Origin of the sequence: Streptomyces oceani (genome assembly GCF_001751245.1) — a bacterium.
Classification (GTDB): Bacteria; Actinomycetota; Actinomycetes; order Streptomycetales; family Streptomycetaceae; genus Streptomyces; species Streptomyces oceani.
This window is the reverse complement of sequence record NZ_LJGU01000115.1, coordinates 18,092-41,375: the sequence shown is the minus strand read 5'-3', so window position 1 is coordinate 41,375 and position 23,284 is coordinate 18,092. Positions and strand designations below refer to the sequence as shown.

At 72.5% G+C, this 23,284-nt stretch carries 20 protein-coding genes; 13 read left to right on the top strand and 7 right to left on the bottom strand.

Going from position 1 to position 23,284, the window contains the following annotated elements; genetic code table 11:
- Positions 1 to 62: 62 nt before the first annotated feature.
- Complete coding sequence (locus AN216_RS09395; protein ID WP_070196183.1) at positions 63 to 971, bottom strand: LysR family transcriptional regulator; 909 nt, start codon at positions 969 to 971, stop codon at positions 63 to 65.
- A gap of 71 nt (positions 972 to 1,042) precedes the next feature.
- Here AN216_RS09395 and AN216_RS09390 point away from each other — a divergent pair, with 71 nt between their 5' ends.
- Positions 1,043 to 2,332 carry a M24 family metallopeptidase gene (locus AN216_RS09390; RefSeq protein ID WP_079166415.1) on the top strand — a complete coding sequence of 430 codons (1,290 nt, stop codon included), beginning with the start codon at positions 1,043 to 1,045 and terminating at the stop codon, positions 2,330 to 2,332.
- Positions 2,333 to 2,423: 91 nt separating this feature from the next.
- Positions 2,424 to 3,611: a mandelate racemase/muconate lactonizing enzyme family protein gene (locus tag AN216_RS09385; RefSeq protein WP_070196182.1), complete on the top strand. Its 1,188-nt coding sequence runs from the start codon at positions 2,424 to 2,426 to the stop codon at positions 3,609 to 3,611.
- A gap of 41 nt (positions 3,612 to 3,652) precedes the next feature.
- Here the strand turns inward: AN216_RS09385 and AN216_RS09380 are convergent, their stop codons facing one another.
- The 3 genes from AN216_RS09380 to AN216_RS09370 form a co-directional block, all read right to left on the bottom strand.
- On the bottom strand, positions 3,653 to 5,101 hold the full coding sequence (locus AN216_RS09380; RefSeq protein ID WP_070196181.1) for a lipase maturation factor family protein: 1,449 nt from the start codon (positions 5,099 to 5,101) through the stop codon (positions 3,653 to 3,655).
- Positions 5,102 to 5,199: 98 nt separating this feature from the next.
- On the bottom strand, positions 5,200 to 6,519 hold the full coding sequence (locus AN216_RS09375; RefSeq protein WP_079166414.1) for an extracellular solute-binding protein: 1,320 nt from the start codon (positions 6,517 to 6,519) through the stop codon (positions 5,200 to 5,202).
- A gap of 163 nt (positions 6,520 to 6,682) precedes the next feature.
- Positions 6,683 to 6,889 carry a hypothetical protein gene (locus tag AN216_RS09370; RefSeq protein WP_070196180.1) on the bottom strand — a complete coding sequence of 69 codons (207 nt, stop codon included), beginning with the start codon at positions 6,887 to 6,889 and terminating at the stop codon, positions 6,683 to 6,685.
- Positions 6,890 to 7,047: 158 nt separating this feature from the next.
- Between AN216_RS09370 and AN216_RS09365 the strand changes: the two genes are divergently transcribed.
- From AN216_RS09365 to AN216_RS09340, 6 genes are all read left to right on the top strand, one after another.
- Positions 7,048 to 8,160, top strand: a complete 1,113-nt coding sequence (locus tag AN216_RS09365; RefSeq protein WP_070196179.1) for a sensor histidine kinase — start codon at positions 7,048 to 7,050, stop codon at positions 8,158 to 8,160.
- Entirely contained in the window at positions 8,157 to 8,816 is a 660-nt protein-coding gene (locus AN216_RS09360) for a response regulator (RefSeq protein ID WP_070196296.1), read from the top strand. Before AN216_RS09365 ends, AN216_RS09360 begins: the two co-directional genes overlap by 4 nt.
- A 109-nt stretch (positions 8,817 to 8,925) precedes the next feature.
- On the top strand, positions 8,926 to 9,942 hold the full coding sequence (locus AN216_RS09355; protein WP_070196178.1) for an LLM class flavin-dependent oxidoreductase: 1,017 nt from the start codon (positions 8,926 to 8,928) through the stop codon (positions 9,940 to 9,942).
- Positions 9,943 to 10,062: 120 nt separating this feature from the next.
- Positions 10,063 to 10,731: a GntR family transcriptional regulator gene (locus AN216_RS09350; protein ID WP_070196177.1), complete on the top strand. Its 669-nt coding sequence runs from the start codon at positions 10,063 to 10,065 to the stop codon at positions 10,729 to 10,731.
- A 123-nt stretch (positions 10,732 to 10,854) separates the two neighbouring features.
- Positions 10,855 to 11,697: an SAM-dependent methyltransferase gene (locus tag AN216_RS09345; protein ID WP_070196176.1), complete on the top strand. Its 843-nt coding sequence runs from the start codon at positions 10,855 to 10,857 to the stop codon at positions 11,695 to 11,697.
- Between the two features lie 45 nt (positions 11,698 to 11,742).
- On the top strand, positions 11,743 to 12,654 hold the full coding sequence (locus AN216_RS09340; protein WP_070196175.1) for a helix-turn-helix domain-containing protein: 912 nt from the start codon (positions 11,743 to 11,745) through the stop codon (positions 12,652 to 12,654).
- Positions 12,655 to 12,670: 16 nt separating this feature from the next.
- Here the strand turns inward: AN216_RS09340 and AN216_RS09335 are convergent, their stop codons facing one another.
- Complete coding sequence (locus tag AN216_RS09335; RefSeq protein WP_070196174.1) at positions 12,671 to 14,845, bottom strand: alpha-galactosidase; 2,175 nt, start codon at positions 14,843 to 14,845, stop codon at positions 12,671 to 12,673.
- A gap of 252 nt (positions 14,846 to 15,097) precedes the next feature.
- Between AN216_RS09335 and AN216_RS09330 the strand changes: the two genes are divergently transcribed.
- Positions 15,098 to 16,270 (top strand): acyl-CoA dehydrogenase family protein, encoded by a 1,173-nt coding sequence (locus AN216_RS09330; RefSeq protein ID WP_070196173.1) that lies wholly within the window; start codon positions 15,098 to 15,100, stop codon positions 16,268 to 16,270.
- Between the two features lie 110 nt (positions 16,271 to 16,380).
- On the opposite strand, the gene AN216_RS09325 is transcribed toward AN216_RS09330, so the two are convergent.
- Together AN216_RS09325 and AN216_RS09320 are read right to left on the bottom strand one after the other, a co-directional pair.
- Positions 16,381 to 17,061: an HhH-GDP family DNA glycosylase gene (locus tag AN216_RS09325; RefSeq protein ID WP_070196172.1), complete on the bottom strand. Its 681-nt coding sequence runs from the start codon at positions 17,059 to 17,061 to the stop codon at positions 16,381 to 16,383.
- A 100-nt stretch (positions 17,062 to 17,161) separates the two neighbouring features.
- Positions 17,162 to 17,569 (bottom strand): hypothetical protein, encoded by a 408-nt coding sequence (locus AN216_RS09320; RefSeq protein WP_070196171.1) that lies wholly within the window; start codon positions 17,567 to 17,569, stop codon positions 17,162 to 17,164.
- A 198-nt stretch (positions 17,570 to 17,767) separates the two neighbouring features.
- On the opposite strand from AN216_RS09320, the gene AN216_RS09315 reads away from it, so the two are divergent.
- From AN216_RS09315 to AN216_RS09300, 4 genes are all read left to right on the top strand, one after another.
- Entirely contained in the window at positions 17,768 to 18,208 is a 441-nt protein-coding gene (locus tag AN216_RS09315; RefSeq protein WP_070196170.1) for an Lrp/AsnC family transcriptional regulator, read from the top strand.
- 281 nt (positions 18,209 to 18,489) lie between these two features.
- Positions 18,490 to 20,037, top strand: coding sequence for an amidohydrolase (locus AN216_RS09310; protein ID WP_079166440.1), 1,548 nt, complete (start codon positions 18,490 to 18,492; stop codon positions 20,035 to 20,037).
- 485 nt (positions 20,038 to 20,522) lie between these two features.
- Positions 20,523 to 22,517, top strand: a complete 1,995-nt coding sequence (lnt, locus tag AN216_RS09305) for an apolipoprotein N-acyltransferase (RefSeq protein WP_244502383.1) — start codon at positions 20,523 to 20,525, stop codon at positions 22,515 to 22,517.
- Complete coding sequence (locus AN216_RS09300) at positions 22,514 to 23,281, top strand: polyprenol monophosphomannose synthase (RefSeq protein ID WP_070196168.1); 768 nt, start codon at positions 22,514 to 22,516, stop codon at positions 23,279 to 23,281. The genes lnt and AN216_RS09300 overlap by 4 nt, the downstream gene beginning before the upstream one ends.
- The last annotated feature ends 3 nt before the right edge of the window (positions 23,282 to 23,284 follow it).

Here is a 23,284-nt window from a genome sequence, read left to right as displayed (position 1 = left end):
GCGCCACCGTAGGCCGCGCACCGGCCCGTTCGGGCGTTGCGCCACCGGACGTCACCGAGCTGTCAGATCCGTCCGGCCGCATCGACCAGCGCGTCCGTCAACGCCGCGACCCGCGGGTCGCCGGAGCCGCCCGCCCGCACGGCCACCGAGATCGTACGGGTCAGGCGCAGCCCGGCGACCTCCCGCAGCCGCACGTCGGAGGACAGCGGCTCGGTCACCAGTCGCGGCAGCAGGGACACCCCGAGCCCGGCCTCCACGAGTGACATGAGCACGGTGTAGTCGTCGCTCGTGTAGTCCAGCCGGGGCTCGAAACCGGCGCTCTGGCAGGCGCGTTCGAGCACCGTACGCAGAGCTGGGTCGCCGTGCGGCGCGATCCACGGTTGTGCGCGCAGGTCCACCAGCTCCACCGGGTCGCCGTCCCCGGGCGCGTCGGCCGTCGGCGGCAGCGCCGCCAACAGCGGTTCCCGGAGCAGTTCCACCAGTTCCACACCGTGATCGTGGATGCGCGGCAGCAGGTCGTACTCGTAGACCAGCGCCACGTCGACGGCGTGCCGACGCAACGCCCCGAGACTCTCCGCCGGTTCCGCCTGGTCCAGCAGCACCCGCAGGTCGGGGTGGGCGGCCCGGCACGTCGCGATCGCCGGGGCCGCCAGCGCGACCGCCGCGCTGGGGAAGCCGCTGAGCCGCACGGTGCCGCGCACGCTGGCGCTCAGCGCGGCCACCTCGGCACGTGCCCGCTCGAGCTGCGCCAGCACCCGCTCGGTGTGGTCCACCAGGACCAGCGCCGCCTCGGTGAGCGCCAGCCGACGGCCGTCGCGTACCAGCAACGGGACGCCGGCCTCCCGCTCCAGCAGGGACAGCTGCTGGGAGACGGCCGAGGGCGTGAGGCGGCACGCCTCGGCGGCTGCCGCGATGGTCTTGTGGGTGGCGACCTCGCGCAGCAGCCGGAGCCGGCGCACCTCGTAGAACATGTAGTCACGCTAACGCCCGGCATCGGAAATCCTCGCTGGTGTGGCCCCAACGGCGGCAGCACACTGGCCGCATGACAGCCGAACCGCTACCGGCGGCACCCGCGTCGGCAGCCACCGGGGAGCCCATCCGGGGGGCGGCTACCGACATGCCGCCCGCCCGGGAGCCGTACACACCCGCTGCCGGGGCCGGACCCCGCCCCGAACCCGGCAGCGGACCCGACTCCGCCTTCGCCGAAGCGGAGTACGCCGCCCGCCGCGCCGCCCTGCGGGCCGCGATGCGCCGCCGTGGGCTGCACGCCCTGGCCCTCGTCAGCCCGGAGAACGTGCACTACCTGCTGGGCCTGGACCATCTCGGCCATTTCGCCTTCACCATGCTGGTGCTGCCCCGGGAGGGCCCTCCGGTGCTCGTCGCCCGCCGGATGGAGCGGCACACCCTTGCGGCACAACTGCCCGGCACCCGACAGGCGTTGTACGGCGAGGGCCAGGACCCGGCCCGGATCGCCGCCCGGGTGTTGGCGGAGGCCACGCCGACCGGCGGCACCGTCGGGGTGGAAGAACAGGCGATGCGGCTGCCACCCGCCGTGCTGTCCCGCATCCGCACCGGCCTGCCGCAGCGGACCTGGGCGGACTGCTCGGCCCTTCCGGCGCGGCAGCGCAGCGTCAAGTCCGCCACCGAGATCCAGTGGGTACGGCAGGCCGCCGGGGTGTCCGGGGCCGCGATGCGAGCGGCGATGGCCACCACGTGCAGCGGCGTCAGCGAGCGTTCGGTCGCGGCCCGGGTGCACGGCGCGATGACCGAAGCGGGCGGCCAGGAACCAGGGTTCGTGCCACTGATCCGTTCCACCGACCGGCTCGCCCAGGAACACGTCACGTGGCGCGAGCACCGACTGGCGGCCGGCGAGGGGCTCTTCGTGGAACTGTCCGGCTGCGTGCACCGCTATCACGCGCCGATGAGCCGCACCGTACGCTGCGGCCCGCCACCGCCCGGCGCCCGTACGGCCGCCACCGCCGCGTTGGCCGGGCTGCGCGCGGCGGCCGACGCGCTGGTCCCCGGAGCCCGTACCGGCGAGGTGTACGCGGCCTGGGCGGCGGCGGTGGCCTCGGTCATCGGGCACCGGCCGCGCCGCCACCACTGCGGCTATCTCACCGGCCTCGGGTTCCCGCCCAGTTGGGTCGGCGGCAGCCGGGTTCCCGGCGTGCGCGCCGGCGGACGTACGCGCGTGCGCGCCGGCATGGTCCTCCACCTGATGTCCTGGGTGGAGCGCCCGGTGGGACATGTCGTCTCGGACACCGCGCTGGTCACCCCGGACGGCTGCGAGCTGCTGACCCGGGCGCCCCGCGAACTGGTCGTCACCGACTGAGCCGGGGTCGCACCACCGGCGCACCGCGCCCCCGCACGTCCCGTACACCCCGTACACCCCGTACACCCCGCCACTCTGCCGAGAGGAACGAATGCGTATCACCGCCCTGCGCGCCACCCCGGTGGCCGTGCCCTACCGCACCGACGAGGTGTGGGCCTTCGGCCGGCGTGCCGGACTGGTCTCCGTGCTGCTGGAGATGGAGACGGACGAGGGCGTCACCGGCCTCGGGGAAGCCGCCGCCTACCCCTCCGCGGACGTCGTCCTGAGCGTGCTGCGTGGCCTGGAACCGCTCGTGGTCGGGGCCGACCCGCTGCGCGTCGAGGCGCTCATCCAGCGGATCGACGTGGTCGGCACCTGGCACCACGTCGGACACAGCAGCCCCGCGATCGCCGCCGTGGAGACCGCCTGCTGGGACATCCTCGGCAAGGTCTCCGGACAGCCGCTGGTCAACCTTTTCGGCGGCCGGTTCCGCGACCGGGTGGAGTACTTCCACTACGTCGCCGCCGCCAGCCCGGAGGGCGTACGGGACGAGGGGCGGCGCGCCGCCGAGGCGGGCGCCCGGGTCTGTTACCTGAAGATCGGCGCCGACGAACTCGCCACCGACATCGACCGGGTGGCCGCGCTACGCGAGGGCGCGGGCCCGGAGATGGGCGTCCGGGTGGACCCGAACGAGGCGTGGTCGCCCGGCGCCGCGCTGCGTGCCCTCCGGGCACTGCGGGAGTACGACCTGGAGCTGGTCGAACAGCCGGTGTCCGGCCGCAACCTGCCCGAGATGGCGTACGTACGCGGCAGGAGCGACGTCCCCCTGCTGGCCAACGAGGCGTCCTGGACCCGGGCCGACCAGCTCGCCGTGCTCCAGCACGGAGCCGCCGACGCCATCTCGGTGGACCACCAGATGGACGGCGGGCTGCTCAACATGAAGCGCTCCGCCGGCATGTGCGCCGCCGCGGGGCTGCCGGTCGTCAAGCACAGCCTCGGGGAACTCGGTGTCGCGCTGGCCGCCGGCCTGCACGTCATCGCGGCCACCCCGAACTTCCGCTGTGCCAACCAGGCGTACGGAGCCCTGCTGACCGATGACGTGGTGATCGGCGCGTTCGGCGGGCCGGCCGCGAACTACCGGGACGGCTGCCTCGAGGTGCCGGACGGTCCGGGACTGGGCGTGACCCTCGACGCGGACAAGGTGGCACGGTACGCCGAGCTGTACCGCAGCGGTGCCGCCGAATACACCTTCCACGACCCGGAGGCGCTGCGTACCGCGCCCGCGCTACCGAAGCGCTGAGAAAGCTCGTGCCCGCCGGTCGCCGCGTCATGTGCCTCGTGTCACGGGCCTCGTGTCGGATCGCGCGCGTCGCGTCCGACCGGGGGCAGCAACTCGCGCACCCACACCCGGTGCCACCATTCGCCGGTCTCCCGGCGCTCCCGCCGGGTGGTGTACCGGTAGCGATACAGCGACACCCGTACGTACGCCGGCGGCTCGGTGGGGAACGGATTGTCGCGCAGCAGCCGCAGCGTCGCCGGGTCGTTCGTCAGCAGCCGGGAGACCAGGCCGGACAGCCAGCCCAGCGACCGGGCGGGGGCGAGCGCGGCGAACCACAGCTGCCAGTCCAGCCGCAGGTGGTACGGCGCCCACTGGCGGGGCAGCCGACGCACGTCGCCCGGCTTTCCCCGGAACCCGTACTCCCGCCAGCCGCCGTCCGTACCACCCTCCCCAGCGCCCTCCTGGGGGGTGACAGCCGTGCCCTCGATGATCACCTCGTGCCGCACTCGGGTGATGCTGCCGAACGCGCCGTAGGTGTTGACCAGATGGAGACTGTCGAAGGCCCGGTTCATCTGCTGCCGCCGGCTCAGCAGATTGCGCACCGGACGGTAACTGAGGACGACCACCAGCACGGTGACGGCGCACACCAGCGCCAGGAACCAGCTCGGCGGATCCGCGTACGCCCGCGGCTCGGTGACCGGAGAGCTGTCCAGGGCGGAGAGCGCGAGGACGATGGTGAGCCAGTTCAGCCAGGCGAAGTTCCCCGACAGCACCAGCCACAGCTGGGTGACGATCATCAGGGCGGCGGCGGCTCCGGCGGCCGGCTGTGGCAGGAACAGCGCGAACGGCACGGCGAGCTGGGTGACATGGTTGGCCGCCACCTCCATCCGGTGCGCTCGCCGGGGCAGGTGGTGGAAGTACCAGCTCAACGGCCCGGGCATCGGTTGCGTCTCGTGGTGGTAGTACAGGCAGGTCAGCTCCCGCCAGCAGCGGTCGCCGCGCCACTTGATCAGCCCGGCGCCGAACTCCACCCGGAAGAGCAGCCAGCGCAGCAGCCACAGCACCAGGATCGGCGGAGCGGTCCGCGCGTTCCCCAGGAAGATGGCGAGGAAGCCGGCCTCCAACAGCAACGACTCCCAGCCGAACCCGTACCAAAGCTGGCCGACGTTTACGATCGACAGGTACAGCGCCCACAGTGCGGCCCACATGAGCATCCCGGCCCACAACGGCACCAGATCGGCGGCGCCGGCCGCCACCGCCGCGGCCAGGGCCACGCCGCACCAGGCGACACCGGCGAAGAAGCGGTCCGAGTAGTGCCACTGGAACAGGCTCGGCGCGGCACGGAACGGCACCGCCGCGACGAAGCGCGGCACCGGCAGGATTCCGTGGCTGCCGAGCAGCGCTCGGAACTGCAGCGCCGCCGACAGGAACGCCAGGACGTAGACGACGGCCAGCGCACGCTGCATGACCAGCCGACTCAGCCACTGCTCGGGGGCCGTGAACCACTCCACCCGCCCATCCGTACCACCCTCGGCAACCACGCACCGCTCAGGCCGTGCCGTTCAACCGTGCCGTCGCCCCCTGCCGCGGCCCGGGCCCGTACGGCCGGTCAGGCCCCGCCGCTGAGCAGCTCGCTGATCTGCTCGGACGCCTTACGTGCCGCGGCCTTCGGGTCCGCGCCCCGCAGCACGGCGGTCTGGTAGTCCTTGATCGGGTTGTTCGCCTCCAGGTCGCCCCAGCGCGGGGACGCCGGGGTGGGGTGGCCGTTCTTCGCCGCCTTCGCCATCGCCGCGCCCCCCGGTTCGCCCTTCAGCGCGTCCGACAGGTTCGTCCTGTTCGGCACGAAGCTCATCGTGTCCGCCATCTCGCGTTGCCACTTCCGGCCGGTGAGTCGCTTGACGAAGGCATAACCGGCCTCCGTCTCCGCCTCCGGGTTCCGCTCCGGCGCGATCAGCACCGACCCGCCGGTGAACACCGCGCCGGGCTTCTCCGCCGTCTTGCCCGGGATCGGGAAGAAGCCGAGCTTGCCGGCGAGTTCGGGATTGTGCTCGGTGATCAACCGGGCCGCGCCCGGCACCGCGATCAACTGGGCGACGCCACCGTCCGCGAAGACCTGCAACTCGTCCGGACTGGACTCGTCCGAGCCGGGTTTGGCGTCACCGAGGGCGTGCATCCGCTCGTAGAAGGCCATCCCGCGCAGTGCCTCGGGGCTGTCCAGCGCTCCGGCCCACGTGCCACTGCGCTCGACCGCCAGTTGGCCACCCTCGTCCCAGACGAACCCGGCGAGGACGTACCAGTTCTGCCCCGGTAGGTAGATCCCCTGCTGTTCGCCCTCGTCGAGAAGTTCGGTGACGGTCAGCCACTCGTCCCGGGTGCGGGGCGGGCTGGTGACGCCGGCCGCGCGGAACAGGTCCTCGCGGTAGATCACCACCCGGTTCGCGGCGTAGAAGGGGACACCGTACTGATAGCCGTCCACCTGGCCGGACTTGGCCAGGCTGGGCACCCAGTCGTCGCCGCCGAGGTCGTAGACCCGGGTGGTGAGATTGCGTACGCCGCCGGCCTCGACGTACTCCGCGACCTGACTGTTGCCCACCTCGATGACGTCCGGCGGATTCTGCGAGTCCAGCGCCGTGCGCACCTTCTCGTTGATGCCGGGCCACTCGTGGACGGTGATGTTCACCCGGACATCGGGATTCCGGGACTCGTAGTCCCGTACGAACCTCTCCCGGAAGTCGGCCGAGAGACTTCCCGCCATCAGCCACACCTCGAGTGTGGTGGTGTCGTCTCCGGAGTCGGACAGCGTGCCGCAACCGGCGAGCAGCGACAGCGACAGCGCGAGCGGAACCGCGCGTCGGCCGACGGCGGTGCGTCTCGCTCCAGGGCGCGTGCGGGTGTTGGTACGGGTACGGCTGCTGGTACGAGTGAGCATGGGCCCCCCTTTCGGTCAGGCGCGCTTCGAGCCCGCGGTAAGCGCCCGACGCCGACTGCTGCGGCACCGGGTGCGGGAAAGCTCGGAAACACGTGCTTCTGTGGGGGTAAACCCTAGGTTTGGCATAGACCAATTCTCGGGTCAAGGGGTCGCCCGCCCGCGACTACCTCGGGAGGCGTTCGGACGCGGCCCCGAGCGCGACACCGAGAGCCGTCAACACCACGCCCACGTACGCCTCGTAGCCGTCCAAGAGGCCGATCCGGTGGACCACCGTCCACTGGTCGAACCAGCCCCCGGTGAGGAGGTGGGCCAACGTACCGGCCCCTTGCGCGATCAGGACGAAGGCCACCAGGCCCAGGAGTTTCCGCATGCCCGCACGCTAGGGACCTCGACCAACCAGCCACATCCGCCGAGCGGAGCGGGATCGGCGACGAAAGTCGAGAGGTCGGCCGGAGCGGGTCATCCGAAAGTACCGACCTGGAAGTCCCCGCTGCCCGGCGGCGATCCGAGGCCGTAAGTTGGTCGACCATGCGCCGTAGTCTCCTGGACTGGACCACCGACATCGGTCTCTTCCTCCTCGCCTCGGCTTTCGCCTTCACCGCCTCCGGAGCCGCCGCCCCCCAGGACCTGTCCCCGCGGGCCGAGTTCTACGACCTGCTGGCCGGCGGACTCGGATGCGCGGCGCTGTTCCTGCGCCGCCGGTGGCCCGTGCCGCTCGCGGTGACGCTGCTGGTGGCGGGCACCATCGGCCACTTCTTCACCGGTCCGATCATGGTGGCGCTGTTCACCGTCGCCTCCCGCTGCCAGCCACGCCTCACCGCCTGGGTGGCCGCGCTCGCCTTCGCCCCGGTGCCGGTGTTCCTCCTGCAGATCCCGGGCGACAGCGTGGAGGAGACCTCGCAGAGCGTCACCTACTTCGCGTTGGTCGGTGCGAGCCTCGGCTGGGGTCTCTACCGGCGCTCTCGCCGGGAGTTGATCCGCTCGCTGCGGGACCGCGCCGAACGCGCCGGCGAGGAGGCGCGGCGGCAGGCCCGGGAGGACATCGCACGGGAGATGCACGACGTCCTCGCGCACCGGTTGTCGCTCCTGAGCGTGCACGCGGGCGCCCTCGAGTTCAATCCCGGCGCCGCCCAGGAGGACGTGAGGCGGGCCGCGGGCGTGATCCGGGACAGCGCCCACCAGGCCCTGGAGGACATGCGGGAGATCATCGGGGTGTTGCGTAGTCCCACCGCTGAGGACCGGCCGCAGCCCGACCTCACCGACCTGCCGTCGCTGGTGGCGGAGAGCCGCGCGGCCGGCACCCGCATCACCCTGGACGAGCCCGCCGCCGAACTCGCGCAGCCGCCCGCGCTGACCGGCCGTACCGCCTACCGTGTCGTGCAGGAGGCACTCACCAACGCGCGCAAGCACGCCCCGCAGGACGCCGTCATCCTGGCCGTCGGCGGCGCCCCGGGGGAGGGGTTGACCGTGCGGGTGTCCAACCCGGCGACCGCCGCCACCGGTCGCAACTCGCCCATCCCGGGCGCCGGGCAGGGCCTGATCGGGCTCGCCGAACGCGTACGACTGGTCGGCGGCACCCTGGAGCACGCCCACACCGGCGACTCCTTCCGACTGGACGCCTGGCTACCGTGGCCGGCATGACCATCCGCGTGCTCCTCGTCGACGACGACTCCCTCGTACGAACCGGACTGCGGCTGATGTTCAGCGGCCTCCCCGACCTCGAGATCGTCGGCGAGGCCGCCGACGGCTCCGAGGTGCTCCCCCTGGTACGCCAACACGCCCCGGACGTGGTGCTGATGGACATCCGGATGCCCCAGGTCGACGGGCTCACCGCCACCGAGTCGCTGCGCGCCCGGCCCCAGCCACCCGAGATCCTCGTGCTCACCACCTTCGACGCGGACGAGCACGTGCTGCGCGCGCTGCGTGTCGGGGCCGCCGGGTTCCTGCTCAAGGACACCCCGCCGGACGAGATCGTCGCCGCCGTACGGAAGGTCTCCCGGGGCGACCCGGTGCTCTCCCCGACCGCCACCAAGGCCCTCATCCGGCATGTCGGCGGCGGCCCGCCGGACGACCGCCGCAGTCGCGCTCGGGACGCCCTCGCCGCACTGGGGGAGCGTGAACGGGAGGTGGCGCGCGCCGTCGCACGCGGCGGCAGCAACGCGGAGATCGCACGCGCGCTGCACCTGAGCGTGCCGACCGTCAAGACCCACGTCTCCCGCATCCTCACCAAGCTGGACCTCAACAACCGGGTGCAGATCGCACTGCTCGCCTACGACGCGGGCGAACCGGAGCACTGAGCGCGCCGCACGCCGCCCGGCGGCCCGTACTCCCGGTGCCTCCGGCGCCCCGGTATGCCTGACCGATGAGCTCCGGGAATCCTCCGCGCCCCGCGGTGTTGTACGGCACATGCACGCACAGCGCCCGCCGGACACCCGCTTCTCCGTACTCGACCGCTCGCTCGTACGGGACGGCGAACGGCCGGACGCGGCCCTGCGCGAGACGGTCGCCTTCGCCCGGCAGGCCGAGGCGTTGGGCTACCACCGGTTCTGGGTGTCCGAGCACCACGGCGTGCCCGGGGTGGCCGGGTCCGCGCCGACCGTGCTGGCCGCCGCCGTGGCCTCGGCGACCTCTCGGATACGGGTCGGTACCGGCGGGGTGATGCTGCCCAACCACGCCCCTCTGGTGGTGGCCGAGCAGTTCGGCGTGCTGGAGGCGCTGTATCCCGGGCGCGTCGACATGGGGCTGGGGCGGTCGGTCGGCTTCACCGACGGCGTGCGCCGGGCGCTGCGTACGGACAAGTCGGCCGCGGAGGGATTCGCCGCGCAACTCAAGGAGCTCCTGGGCTACTTCGAGGGTGGTGGACAGGCGCGTGCCGTCCCCGCCGAAGGGCTGCGGGCCACGCCGTTCGTCCTGGCGACCGGCTCCGGCGCGGACGTCGCCGCCGCGCACGGCCTGCCGCTGGTCATCGGCGCGCCGCGGAGCGAGGAACGGATGCGCGCGGCCGTCGAGAGCTACCGCGCGGGCTTCCGGCCCTCTCGCCACGCCGGGCGCCCGTACCTGGTCATCGCGGTCAGCGCCGCCGCTGCCGGCACCGCCGAGCGTGCCGAACCGCTTCAGACGTCCGAGGCATGGTCGACCGTGGTCTCCCGTACCCGTGGCGTCTTCGTCCCCCTGCTGCCACCGGACGAGGTACGGTCCCAGCGGATGACCCCGCGGGAGAGCCGCTACTACGCCGAGGCGCGGGAGACCCAGACACGCGGCACGGCTGACGAGGTGGCCGAGCGGCTGCGGGCGCTGGTGGAGCGCACCGGAGCCGACGAGGTGCTGCTCAGCCTCAACGCGTACGACCGCGCGGAGCAGCTCGCGTCGTACCAGTTACTCGCCGGACAACTGGGGTTGATGCCCCGAGAGCCGGTGGTGTGACCCGAGGCGTATGCTCCCACCGCACCTCGTACGCCCCTTGCCTGCGGCGGTACGCTGCTGCCACCCCGCAGCGGCCGCACACCGACCGACCCGGATGCGGGAGGACGGAGGGTCTCGGGCATGGACAGCAGGCGGTCGCCGGGCCGTTCGGACCCTCCTGGATCCGTCGCCGTGCCGGAGCACCTGCGGGATCAGGTGGCCCACGAACTGCGCTGTGCGCTGAACTCCGGGAAGCTGCTGCCCGACCGGGTGTACTCCGCCCCCACCCTCGCGGCCGAGTACGGCGTGTCCGCCACCCCGGTGCGCGAGGCGATGCTCCAACTGGCCAGGGACGGCCTGGTCGAGCCGGTGCGCAACCGGGGGTTCCGAATCACCCGGATCACCTCCCAGGAGCTGGCGGAGTTCACCCAACTTCGGGAACTGATCGAGATACCGCTGGTCGGCCGGGTCACTCCGGGCACCACCGCCGAGCAACTGGACGCGCTGCGTACGACCGCCGAGGAGGCACTGGCCCGGGCCGAGGCACGGGAGGTCGACGGCTACCTGGTGGCGGACCGGCGGTTCCACCTCGACCTGCTGGGGCTGGCGGGCAACCGGCACGCGGGCGAGGTGGTCGGCGATCTGCACCGGCGCTCCCGGCTGCACGGACTCGCCGGGGCGGGCAGACATCGTACTCTGCTCGACGCGGCGCGGGATCACTTCCGGCTGCTGGACGCCATGCGTGCCGGCGACGCCGCCGCCGCTGAGGAGCACATGCGCCGGCACCTCGCCCGGGCCCGCACGGGGTGAGTGACACCGGGCGCCCGTCACCTGCCGCGCACCAGCGCGTCGCCGTGTCGTACCCCAACCCGATAGTGTGGAAGGGAGGTTGACGGCCCGCCAGGAAGGCACGGGCCGGGGGAGGAGTCCGGGATGGCGGAGACGGAGAGCTGGATGAGGGCGGACACGAAACCCTCGGTGGAGCTGCACACCGACCGGCCGCACGGAGCACGGGTGTACGACGTGCTGCTCGGCGGCAAGACCAACTACCCGGCCGACCGGGAGGCCGCCGAGAAGCTGGTCGAGGCGCTGCCCAGCGCGCCCATGCTGGCCCACCAGAATCGCGCCTTCATGCACCGTGCCACCCGCTACCTCGCCCAGGAGGCCGGCGTCCGGCAGTTCCTGGACATCGGCACCGGCATCCCCACCTCGCCCAATCTGCACGAGGTCGCACAACAGGTCGCTCCGGACACCCGGGTGATATACACGGACAACGACCCGATCGTCCTCGTCCACTCCCGCGCGCTCCACCAAGGCCATCCGGACGGGCGCACCGCCTACCTCGAGGGTGATCTGACCCGGCCGGAGGACTTCCTGTCGGACCCGGAGCTGCTGCGGACCTTCGACCTGAACCAGCCGGTCGCGGTGACTCTGGTGGCGATCCTGCACTGGCTGTCCTCGGAGCAGCAGCCGCACGAGCTGGTGACCCGAATATTCGACCGGCTGCCATCCGGGAGCTACCTCGCGCTCACGCACGTGACCGACGACTTCCAGCAGGAGTCCATGCAGGCGGCCGTGAACGGGCTCAACCGGACCGGGGCGAACACCGAGGCGCGTAGCCACGCGGAGGTCCTGCGGTTCTTCGACGGCATGGAACTGGTCGACCCCGGCCTCGAGGTGGTACAGCGCTGGCGCCCCGATCCGGTGGAGATCGGAGCGGATGCTCTCGGTCCCGCCGATATTCCGGCCTATGCCGGTGTCGGCCGCAAGAAGTGATACCAAGTCAGGAGCGCGTCGGACTTTTCACGTACGGGAGTGACCATGACCGCCATGAACCAGCCGGATGGCGAGCTGACCCCCGGGTCGCCACGGCACCTCCAACCCACCAGTCCGACGGTCGTACGTATCGTCCTGGGGGCACGGCTGCGCCGGCTGCGGCAGCAGCGCGGAATCACTCGGGAGGACGCCGGCAAGGCCATTCGTGGCTCGCACGCCAAGATCAGCCGGCTGGAGCTGGGGCAGGTGAGCTTCAAGAAGCGTGACCTCGCGGACCTGATGAAGCTCTACGGCGTGACCGGGCCGACCGAGCGCGCGGAGTTGGAGTCACTGGCGGCGCGGGCCAACACCCCGGGCTGGTGGAACCAGTACAGCGACGTGCTGGCCGACTGGTTCGAACTCCACATCGGGCTCGAGGAGTCCGCCTCGATCATTCGGACGTACGAGGTGCAGTTCCTGCCCGGACTCCTGCAGACGGAGTCGTACGCGCACGTCGTCACCCGGCTCGGACACCCGGATGCCTCCGCGCGGCGCATCCAGCGGCTCGTCGAACTGCGGTTGGCCCGACAGCGCCTGCTCGAGCGGCCCGGGGCCCCCACGCTGTGGGCGGTGGTGGACGAGGCCGTGCTGCGCCGCCCGTTCGGTGGTGCCGGGGTGATGCGCCGGCAACTGGAGCACCTGCTCAAGGTGATCGCCATGCCGAACGTCACGCTGCAGTACGCGCCCTTCAGCGTCGGCGCCAACGCCGCGGCGGGCTCGCCGATGACGATCCTGCGGTTCGCCGAGCCGGATCTGCCGGACAAGGTCTACCTGGAGCAGTTGAACGGCGCCGTCTACCTGGACAAGCGGGAGGACATCGAGCAGCACACACTGGTGATGGAGCGCTTGTGCGCCGAGGCGCAAACCCCGGAGAAGACGGGCGAGTTCCTCCAGCACCTGCTCGACGCGCTGCGCTGAGCCCGATCGGCCGGCGTCAGTCCGGCACCTCGCCAAAGGACTCGTCCCGCCCGTCCAGCCGCTCCAGACTCAGCAGCCAGGCGTCCTCCGGGTCGGTCACCGGCGCCTGTACTCCGACCCGTTCGAGCAGCCGCCCGGACAGCACCGTGCCGCCCGCCGCCCACCACTCGGGCACCTCACGGCCCCGCTTGCGCGGGGCGCCCGCCGGATGCTCGAGCCGCACCTGGTAGCGCCCCGCCGGGTCCAGCCCGGGCAGCCGGACCCGTGGCGGCACCGCGTGGTCGGACATGGCCAGTTGGGCATAGCAGAACAGCGCGCTGCCGCCGTCCCGGGCCACCACCCCGTGCACCCAGGCGGCCGGGTCCGGGTGGTCCGCGTGCACCACCGCACCGCCGTGCAGCAGCTCCCGATGCCGCTTGTACAGGGCGAACGCCGCCGCCAGCCGCTCCCGTTGCGGCTCGCTCGCGCCCCGCTCGATGTCCCACTCGGCACCCATGTGCCCGAACAGCGCGGTGGCCGCGCGGAACCCCAGACCATGCCGTCGCCCGGTGGTGTGCGCGCGGGTCGGGCCGACGTGTGCCCCCAGCATCTCCGGTGGCACGAACACGCCGGTCCAGCGCTGGATGGCCTGCCGTTCCAGGGCGTCGTTGCAGTCGCTCGCCCACACCCGGTCGGTACGCTCCAGAATCCCCAGGTCCACTCGGCCGCCGCCGGAGGCACAGCTCTCCACACTGACCCGCGGGTGCCGCTGCCGCAGCGTGTCCAGCAGCTCGTAGACCGCCCGCGTCTGCGCGTGTACCCCGGCCCGTCCGGCGTGCTGGGCGGCGACCAGGTCGCGGTTGTGGTCCCACTTCAGCGCGCCGATCGGATACCGGGTCAGCAGCGTGTCCAGCCGCTCCAGCAGATACGCGTACGCCTCGGGCCGGGCGACGTCCAGCACCTGCTGGTGCCGGGCCGGCGGCGCCGCGCGGTGCTCGGGCGCCAGCAGCCACTCGGGGTGGGCACGGCACAGCTCGGAGTCGGGACTGATCATCTCGGGCTCCACCCACAGCCCGAACTCCATGCCGAGGCCCCGCACATGGTCGATCAGCGGACCCAGCCCGTCCGGCCACACGTCCTCGTCCACGTACCAGTCACCCAGGCCCGCCCGGTCGTTGCGGCGTCCACGGAACCAGCCGTCGTCCAGCACGAAACGTTCCACGCCACACCGCGCGGCCGTGTCCGCCAGCGTGCGCAGCCGGTCCAGGTCGTGGTCGAAGTAGACCGCCTCCCAGGTGTTGAGCGTCACCGGACCGGCCAGCCGACCGCCCTGGCGGTGCAGCGCACGCAGCCAGCCGTGGAAGGCGGCACTGACGCCGTCGATGCCGCGCTCGCTGTAGGCGGCGCAGAGCCACGGAGTGGCGTACTCGGCGCCCGGGTCCAGCGTGATCTCGCCGGGCAGCAGCAACTCGCCGCCGCCGAGCAGGGTATGGCCCTCGGGCAGGCGCTGCGTGTACGCGACATGGTTGCCGCTCCAGGCGACGTGCAGCGCCCACACCTCGCCGTGCCGGAAGCCGAAGTCGGTGGTGCCGGCCAGCAGCCCGAGGGTCGCGTCCAGCCCCGGCTTGCCCCGGCGGCTCTCCCGCAGCCACGTGCCGTCGTGCAGCCGGCGCCGCTGCGGCTGCCGCTCGCGGCAGTGCCGCCCGGTGAAGTCCAGCAGTTCCGTCGCCTGCGCCGGCAGGGGCAGAGTGCCCTCCAGCGCGTCCACGGTGTACGGACCGGGGCCGTCGTTGCGCAGCCGGTGCCGCAGCCGCAGCAGTCCGCTGTCATCCAGCTCCGTCTCGGAGACCAGGGTCAGTCCGGCCTCGACGTCCCGAGCGGTCACCACCAGGGATCCGGCGCTCTCCTGCCGCAACTCGGTACGTGTGAAGACCGGCGCCCAGCCGGCACCGTCCTGCCGGTGACCCCGCAGTCCCGGCCGGCCCGGGAAGCCCGCCGCGTGCTCCGGCAGCGTCCCGACGGTCACCGCCGTGTCCGGACCGCCGGACGGCACCGGGCGGTCCAGCGCTCTCGCGAGCTCCGGAGCCTGGTCCAGCTCGGAGGCGGAGAGCGGCGCCCCCCAGTGCAGCACCGAGGGGAGACCCGGCCCCCGCGCGTCGAGGAGCAGCGAGACCGCGCCGTTTCCCACATGCGGAAAGTCAGTTGACTGCATACGGGCCACACTTCCCGATCCCGGCCCCTCACGGAAGGGGCGGCGGCCGCGCGTCGCGCAGGCGGGCGGTCCCGTGTCCGGGCGGCCGTGACGTGCCGCCGCCGATCGGGCATACTCCTGTGCGCCACAGCCGCTGGTCAGCCCGGCACCCGTACCCCGGAGTGCAGCATCACGGCAGGGGCGATGACGACCCGGCGGAAGCGCCACACCCAGCGCCCCGCCGCAGTCCCCGACAGGAGGAGTAGCGCCGCCATGCCCGAGTACGGCCCCCAGCCCGTGGAGCGCCAGTTGCCCACCGAGGAAGCCCGAGACCTGCTGGACCTGGTGCGTGAGATGGCGAGGAGGGAGGTACGGCCCACCGTCGACGCCGACGAGGAGGCCGGCCGGTTCCCCCGCGACACCTTCCGGCAGCTCTCCGCGTCCGGGCTGCTCGGTCTGCCCTACCCGAGCGAGTACGGCGGCGGCGACCAGCCGTACGAGGTCTACCTCCAGGTCCTGGAGGAGCTGGCGCACGCCAGCCTGACGGTCGGGCTCGGGACCAGCGTGCACACCCTGTCCTGCCATGCCCTGGCGGAGTTCGGCAGCAAGGAGCAGCGGTCCGCGCGGCTGCCGGACATGCTCGGCGGCGGGACCCTGGGCGCGTACTGCCTGTCCGAGCCGACCTCCGGATCGGACGCCGCGTCGCTGCGTACGAAGGCACGCAGGGACGGCGACGAGTGGGTCATCGAGGGCACCAAGGCGTGGATCACGCACGGCGGGATCGCCGATTTCTACACCGTGCTGGCGCGTACCGGGGAGGCCGGCCCGCGCGGGATCACCGCCTTCCTGGTGCCGGGGGACGCCCCGGGGCTGACCTTCGCCGCGCCGGAACGCAAGATGGGCATGCGCGGTTCGCCCACCGCCCAGGTCCACTTCGACGGCGTACGCCTGCCGGAGCACAACAGGGTGGGGGAGGAGGGCCAGGGCTTCGCCATCGCGCTGTCCGCACTGGCCTCCGGGCGGCTCGGCATCGCCGCCTGCGCCGTGGGGCTCGCCCAGGCCGCGCTGGACGAGGCGCTGCGCTACCTGCACCAGCGCCGACAGTTCGGCCGCCCGCTCGCGGACTTCCAGGGCCTGCACTTCATGGTCGCGGACATGGCCACCCAGATCGAGGCCGGCCGCAGTCTGCTGCTCACCGCGGCCCGACTGCGGGACAGCGGCCGGCCGTTCGCCCGCCAGGCCGCCATGGCCAAGCTGCACTGCACGGACGCCGCCATGCGTGTCACCACCGACGCGGTGCAGTTGCTGGGCGGCTACGGCTACACCACCGACTTCCCCCTCGAGCGCCACATGCGGGAGGCCAAGGTGCTGCAGATCGTCGAGGGCACCAACCAGATCCAGCGCCTGGTGATCGCCCGTGACCTGCTGGGGCCGGAGGAGGGCTAGCGGCGGCCTTCGGCGACCAGCCGCGCTGCGGCCGTACGGCGCGCACCGCAGTCCGGATCGTACGGTCGCGCGGGCGGACACCAGCGCGCGACCGTGCCCGGTACGAGCCTTCAGCCCCGCGCGGAAGCCGGTTCCCGCCTCGCGGCCCGCCGGACCTCCTCGCCGACCTCCTCGTCCAGGGCCACCCGCACCAGCCCCGCCGCCAGCCGCGGCAGGTCCGCCTCGTCCACCAACTCGGCGAGGTCCGACGCCGACCGGGGCAGCCCGAGCCGGCTCGCGCCGTCCTTGGCCTTGCGGTCGATGTACGGCGCGAACTCCGGCCACACGCCCTGCGCTTCCCGCAGGAATATGTCCGCCCCGGTGGGGCCGATCCCGGGGAACTCCCGCAGTAGGTCACGCACCTGACTGGTGCCCGTACCGGCGTTCCGCAGTCGCCGCAGGTCGCCGTGGTAGCGCTCAGCGAGCAGCTCGGCGCCGTCGCCCAGCTGGCTGGAGGTGCGTTCGTCGTAGCGCCGGTAGCCGCCCACGCCGAGCGCGTCGACCCGTTGCTGCCAGGTGGCGGAGGCCATCCGCTGTGGCGTCCGCATCCCCGCGTCGAACAGCGCGTGAGCCGCCGCCACCGCGATGTCAGCCTTGATCCGTGCGCTCAGCAGGTGTGTGAGGACCAGCAGTTGGAACAGCGGGCCGGGCGTGTTCCGCAGGGTGATCCCGGCCTGCGCCGCGTAGGTACGTCCCGCGCACTCCAGCAGTGCCCGCGTGGTGTCCTCGTCTGTCGCCCGTTTGCGGTTCATGGCTTTACCCGTGCCCTTCCTTCCTCCGGAACCGAGGTGGAAGGCCCGAGTACCCGGGCGGACCGCGGACTACCGTCCGGTTCGCGGTCGGCCGGGTCTCTCAGCCCCGCGTCGCGGTAGCTCTCGGCGGACGTGCCGACGGCTCGCCGGCGTGCGAGAACGGCTGGGTGCGCCAGTCCAGCCCGGCGGGGAGGGTGAGCAACGCCGCGGTGTCCCCCCGGACGTCCATCTCCCCGCTGGTGTGCAGAGCGTGCGCGACCGGCCGGTCCGTCCCCGGGCAGACCGTCATCCCGAACGGGTCCCACCAGGTGGCGCACAGCGCGTGCTCCGGCAGCCGCTCCTCGTCGGCGAGCAGCGCGATCGGCTGGGCGCACTCCGGGCAGCCGACCCGATAGATCTGGTACGTCTCGCCCCCCTCGATGCGGTCCCCCTCATGCTCGGAGAGCGCGGCCGGGATGGCGGACACGCTGGCCGTACGTCCAGCTCGTCGTGACTTCGCGGTACGCATACATCCCCCTCGGACGAGACCGCCGGACCGCTGCGTCCGGCCACAGCAAGCAATGCCCGCCATGCCGCGCGCATAATCGCCACGTGCGCGCGCACGCCCCCCGGATGGTGTGGTGTTCGTCACAATGTGGCGTCGCGCGGTTGCCGTATCACCCGTCGACTGGGTCAGAGGGCGTCGGGCGCAGTAGGTTGAGCTGTTGTGGAGGAGTTGGACAGGCGCATCGTGGAATTGCTCGTCAAGGACGGGCGTATGAGCTACACGGATCTGGGCAAGGCCACGGGCCTGTCCACCTCGGCCGTGCACCAGCGAGTGCGGAGGCTGGAGCAGCGGGGAGTCGTGCGCGGCTATGCCGCGATCGTCGACCCGGACGCGGTGGGTCTGCCGCTGACCGCGTTCATCTCCGTCACCCCCTTCGACCCCAGCGCGCCGGACGACATCGCGGACCGGCTGGCGGACGTACCGGAGATCGAGGCGTGCCACAGCGTCGCCGGGGACGAGAACTACATCCTCAAGGTGCGCGTGGCCAGCCCCCTCGAGTTGGAGCACCTGTTGGCCCGGATTCGGACGCTGGCCGGCGTCTCCACCCGTACGACGGTCGTCCTCTCCACGCCCTACGAGGCGCGGCCACCCAGCATCTGACCAGGCGCCGTCGCCTCGTCGCGGGAGGGTGCCCGGGTGACCCTGGCACGCCCGGCCCGCGGCGGATCCGCGAGACTGGCGTGCCATACCGCCGGCGGGCCGGCGACCCGGCTAGGCGACCCGACCCCGTACCCATCCCGCGACGACCCGCGAGGCAGCACGCAGTGAACGACACCCCTTCCTCCCCCGACGCCGACTCGGCCCCCAACTCCGCCAAGGAGCACACCCTCCTGTTGCGCGGTGGCGAGGTGCACAGCCCGGCCGACCCGTTCGCGACCGCGATGGTGGTGCAGGGCGACCGGATCGCCTGGGTCGGCTCCGAGGGCGCCGCGGACTCCTTCGCCGAGGGGGTCTCGGAGACCGTCCACCTGGACGGGGCCCTCGTCACCCCCGCGTTCACCGACGCCCACGTGCACAGCACCGCCACCGGGCTGGCCCTCACCGGCCTCGACCTCAGCACCGTCGGTTCCCGTACGGAGGCGCTCGCCGCCGTACGGGAACACACCGTGGCCCGGCCCTGTGACCGGGTCCTGCTCGGCACTGGCTGGGACACCACCGGCTGGCCCGACCGTCGACACCCGACCCGCCGCGAACTGGACGAGGCGGCCGGGGGGCGGCCGCTTTACCTCACCCGGGTCGACGTGCACTCCGCCCTGGTCAGCACCGCGTTGCTGGACCTGGTGCAGGGCGTCACCGAACTGCCGGGGTACCTCCCGGACGGCCCGCTGACCGGCGACGCGCACCACGCCGTACGCGCCGCCGCGCACGCGACCCTCACCGCCGAGCAGCGGACCGAGGCCCAGCGTGCCGCGCTGCGGCAGGCCGCGGAGGCGGGTATCGGCAGTGTCCACGAGTGCGCCGGGCCAACGATCTCCGGCGCGGAGGACCTCACCGGACTGCTTCGGCTGGCCCGTACGGAAGCGCTGCCCCGGGTCACGGGCTACTGGGCCGAGGCCGTCACTTCCGCGAAGGACGCCGCTCGCATCCGGGAGCTCGGCGCCGTCGGCGCGGCCGGCGACCTCTTCGCGGACGGCTCCCTCGGTTCGCACACCGCGCACCTGGAGAGCCCGTACGCGGACGCCGGACACACCGGCAGCGCGCTGCTTGAGGCCGAGGACATCGCCGCCCATGTCGCCAGCTGCAGCGAGGCCGGCATCCAGGCCGGCTTCCACGCCATCGGGGACGCCGCGCTCCGGGCGGTCACCGACGGCGTCCGCGCCGCCGCCGAGCGGGTGGGTGTCGGGCGGGTCCGCGCCGCCCGGCACCGGATCGAGCACGCCGAGATGCTGGACGAGGACGCCATCCGAGCGTTCGCCGAGTTCGGCCTGACCGCTTCGGTACAGCCCGGCTTCGACGCGGCGTGGGGCGGCGACCACGGCATGTACGCCGAACGGCTCGGCCGGGACCGCGCGCGCACCCTCAACCCGTACGCCGCGCTGCTGCGTGCCGGAGTGCCGCTCGCCCTCGGCTCGGACAGTCCGGTCACGCCGCTCGGCCCGTGGGCGGCCGTGCGAGCCGCGGCCTTCCACCGGACCCCCGAGCACCGCGTCTCCGTCCGGGCCGCGTTCACCGCGCACACCCGGGGCGGCTGGCGGGCCGCCGGGCAGGACGACGCCGGGGTTCTCGTCCCCGGCGCGCCCGCCGACTACGCGATCTGGCGTACGGGTGAACTCGTCGTCCAGACCCCGGACGACCGGGTCACGAACTGGTCCACCGACCCCCGGTCCGGCACTCCCGGCCTCCCGGATCTGTCTCCGGGCGGCCAACTGCCCGTATGCCTAAGGACGGTGGTGGGTGGGCGCACCGTCCACGCGCGGCCGAACGGGTGAACTCCGGTGCCCAGTACGGTGGGGCGGCGGCCCTGGGTCGCTGTCCCGCGCCCCCGCGCTGTCCGCGTTGACCGGCCCGTTCCGCGAAACACCCCAGGTCGAACGACTGTTGACAGGCAGCGCCGTCGGCCCGGTAGGTTCGGACCAGTCCACCACAGGACGTCCGGCCGGGAATCCTCCGCGCAGTCGTCGAACGCCGCTGGGCCATGGGGTGGTGCCTCCACACCGGCGCACCACCACAGGGAGCCAGGTCCAGCGCCCGCGGCACGGGGACGGAAGGTTTTGTCTGGTCGGCGGGTGCGACCCGGGTGGGGCCCGGACGCTCAGTAGACAACGGCTTTCGGTCGATCCGCAGCCAGCGGGTCCCAGGTCGGCCCGAAGGGTGCCGGGCCCCGATCCGCACACCCACCACCCGCGGTCCACTCGTGGGTCTTTCCGATGTACGGTCAACGCACCATCGCACGACCTGCAGGAAGGCCACGACCGTGCCCTCGGGCCCCGAGACCACCGACGCATCCGCCGCGCGCGGACACGCCGCCGACCAGCAGGCGGAGGACCCGACGGAGGTGCTGGCTGACTCCGGCGGGCACGTCGGGGCCAGCCCCGGAGACGACAGCCCTGGGGACGGCAGCTCCGTCGACGGCGACTCCAGGGACGGCAGCTCCGGCGACGACGGCCCGCGGGGCGACCGTGCGGACGGCTCTCGTTCGACTGAGTCGGCTGACCCCGTCGCGGAGGAAGCGGCCGACGACGGCCGCCAGGTCGCCGACGCAGCGGCGCCGGGCCGTACGGCGGAAGCTGACCGTACTGCGGAGGCCAACCCCTCGGCGCACCCGACCGGGACGCGGACCCGTGGCACCGACCCGGAAACCGCCACCACCGACCGCCTCGGACGGCTCCGACGCTTCGGCGACCTGATCCGTCGGGAAGCCGCGCGCACTGCCCTCGCGGCGTTCTTCGGCCTCGCCCTCGCGCTGGCCTTCCCCCCGTTCGGCGCCTGGCCGCTCTCGCTGGCGGCGGTCGCCGCGCTGAGCCTGCTCACCCACGGTCGTACCGCCCGACAGGGCGCCTGGACGGGGCTCGCCTTCGGACTGCCGTTCTTCGCCTTCCTGTTGAAGTGGCTGAGCGTGGTCGGCTGGGACGCGACGATCGGACTCGCCTTCCTCCAAGGGCTCTTCGTGAGCGTTCTCGGTGCCGGACTCGCGGTGACCTCACGGTTGCCGCTGTGGCCGCTGTGGGGCGCCTGTCTGTGGGTGGCCGAGGAATGGGCACGGGACCGGGTGCCGTTCGGCGGATTCCCCTGGGGGCGCCTCGCCTTCGCGAACGCCGGCTCGCCCTTCACGCCGCTCGCCGCGCTCGCCGGGGCCCCACTGGTCACCTTCGCGGTCGCTCTGGTCGGTGCGTTGCTCGCCTACGCCCTGCGCGCGGCCTGGCGGCTGCGCCGTACGCCCGAGGTGCCGCGTACGCCCCGTACGGTCGGTCTCCCGGTGCTCGGCTCCGCGGCGCTGGCCCTGGTGGTCACCCTCGCCGGATACGCGGTGCCGGTGCACACCAAGCCGGCCGACAGCGTCGACATCGCCGTCGTGCAGGGCAATGTGCAGCAGCCCGGGATGGACTTCCTCGGCCGCCCGATGAAGATCCTCAACAATCACGTCGACGCCACGCTAGACCTCGCCGAACGGGTGGAGGCCGGCAAGACCGAACAGCCCGAGTTGGTCATCTGGCCGGAGAACGCCTCGGACCTGGACCCGTACAAGCACCCCGCGGCCCGGGACCGCATCCAGCAGGCCGTCGACGCCGTCGGCGTGCCGATCCTCGTCGGCGCGCTCGTCGACCATCCCAGCAAGGACGGCTACGTCAAGAACCAGGGCATCGTGTGGGACCCGGACACCGGCCCCGGTGACTCCTACACCAAGCAGCACCCGGTGCCGTTCGGGGAGTACGTCCCCTACCGGGACCAGTTGAGCAAGATCATCACGCGGCTGCAGCGGGTCCCGCGCGACTTCTGGCCGGGTGAGCACAGCGGCGTGTTGGATGTCGGCCCCGCCCGCCTCGGCGACGTCATCTGCTTCGAGGTCGCCTATGACGAGATCGTGCGGGACACCGTCAACGACGGGGCGCGCGCCCTGGTCGTCCAGACCAACAACGCCACGTACGGCAACACCGGCCAGCCCGAACAGCAGCTGGTGATGTCCAAGTTGCGCGCGGTCGAGCACGGCCGGGCCGTGGTCACCGCCGCGACCAGCGGGATCAGCGCCATCGTCGCCCCGGACGGAACGGTGCAACAACGTACCGACGAGTTCACCCAGGATGTACTGACCGCTAAGCTGCCGTTGCGCGACGACATCACGCTCGCCAACCGCGTCGGAGCCGCCCCGGAATGGGCGCTCGCCGCCCTGGGCGTGCTGTCCTGGGCGGGGGCGCTGTTCCTCGGTCGTCGGGCACGCAGTCAAGAGGCGCAGGCTAAGGGGCAGCAGTGACGCACAGCGAGCAGCGGCAGTACGGACCGCTCGGTACGGTGCTGGTCATCATCCCGACCTTCAACGAGGCGGACAACATCGCGTCGATCGTGGGCCGCGTCCGTACGGCGGTGCCGGAGGCGCACGTACTGGTCGCGGACGACAACAGCCCGGACGGCACCGGGAAGGTCGCGGATGAGCTGGCCGCCGAGGACGACCACGTCCGGGTGCTGCACCGGCAGGGCAAGGAAGGGCTGGGCGCCGCCTATCTGGCGGGCTTCCGCTGGGGGCTCGAGCGTGACTACGGCGTGCTCGTCGAGATGGACGCCGACGGCTCGCACCAGCCGGAGGAGTTGCCGCGTCTGCTCACCTCCCTGCGCAACGCCGACCTCGTCCTAGGCTCCCGCTGGGTGCCCGGTGGCCGCATCGTGAACTGGCCCAAGCACCGGGAGTTCATCTCGCGTGGCGGCAGCGTCTACTCCCGCCTGCTTCTCGACGTGTCCGTGCGCGACATGACCGGCGGCTACCGCGCCTTCCGCCGGGAGACGCTCGAGGGAATCGACATGGACACTGTCGCCTCCCAGGGGTACTGCTTCCAGGTCGACCTGGCGCACCGGGCGATCCGCAGGGGTTTCCGGGTCAGGGAGGTGCCGATCACCTTCGTCGAACGCGAGCGCGGCGACTCCAAGATGAGCCGAAGCATCGTCGCGGAGGCGTTCTGGCGGGTCACCACCTGGGGCGTCGTCGGGCGGGCGAGGAAAACTCTCGGCCGCAGGCACACTTGAGAT

Bases quoted from the DNA above. Each gene is read 5' to 3' on its own strand.
- AN216_RS09395 (WP_070196183.1), bottom strand. From the start codon at position 971: ATGTTCTACGAGGTGCGCCGGCTCCGGCTGCTGCGCGAGGTCGCCACC.
- AN216_RS09390 (WP_079166415.1), top strand. From the start codon at position 1,043: ATGACAGCCGAACCGCTACCGGCGGCACCCGCGTCGGCAGCCACCGGG.
- AN216_RS09385 (WP_070196182.1), top strand. From the start codon at position 2,424: ATGCGTATCACCGCCCTGCGCGCCACCCCGGTGGCCGTGCCCTACCGC.
- AN216_RS09375 (WP_079166414.1), bottom strand. From the start codon at position 6,519: ATGCTCACTCGTACCAGCAGCCGTACCCGTACCAACACCCGCACGCGC.
- AN216_RS09370 (WP_070196180.1), bottom strand. From the start codon at position 6,889: ATGCGGAAACTCCTGGGCCTGGTGGCCTTCGTCCTGATCGCGCAAGGG.
- AN216_RS09365 (WP_070196179.1), top strand. From the start codon at position 7,048: ATGCGCCGTAGTCTCCTGGACTGGACCACCGACATCGGTCTCTTCCTC.
- AN216_RS09360 (WP_070196296.1), top strand. From the start codon at position 8,157: ATGACCATCCGCGTGCTCCTCGTCGACGACGACTCCCTCGTACGAACC.
- AN216_RS09355 (WP_070196178.1), top strand. From the start codon at position 8,926: ATGCACGCACAGCGCCCGCCGGACACCCGCTTCTCCGTACTCGACCGC.
- AN216_RS09350 (WP_070196177.1), top strand. From the start codon at position 10,063: ATGGACAGCAGGCGGTCGCCGGGCCGTTCGGACCCTCCTGGATCCGTC.
- AN216_RS09345 (WP_070196176.1), top strand. From the start codon at position 10,855: ATGGCGGAGACGGAGAGCTGGATGAGGGCGGACACGAAACCCTCGGTG.
- AN216_RS09340 (WP_070196175.1), top strand. From the start codon at position 11,743: ATGACCGCCATGAACCAGCCGGATGGCGAGCTGACCCCCGGGTCGCCA.
- AN216_RS09335 (WP_070196174.1), bottom strand. From the start codon at position 14,845: ATGCAGTCAACTGACTTTCCGCATGTGGGAAACGGCGCGGTCTCGCTG.
- AN216_RS09330 (WP_070196173.1), top strand. From the start codon at position 15,098: ATGCCCGAGTACGGCCCCCAGCCCGTGGAGCGCCAGTTGCCCACCGAG.
- AN216_RS09325 (WP_070196172.1), bottom strand. From the start codon at position 17,061: ATGAACCGCAAACGGGCGACAGACGAGGACACCACGCGGGCACTGCTG.
- AN216_RS09320 (WP_070196171.1), bottom strand. From the start codon at position 17,569: ATGCGTACCGCGAAGTCACGACGAGCTGGACGTACGGCCAGCGTGTCC.
- AN216_RS09310 (WP_079166440.1), top strand. From the start codon at position 18,490: ATGGTGGTGCAGGGCGACCGGATCGCCTGGGTCGGCTCCGAGGGCGCC.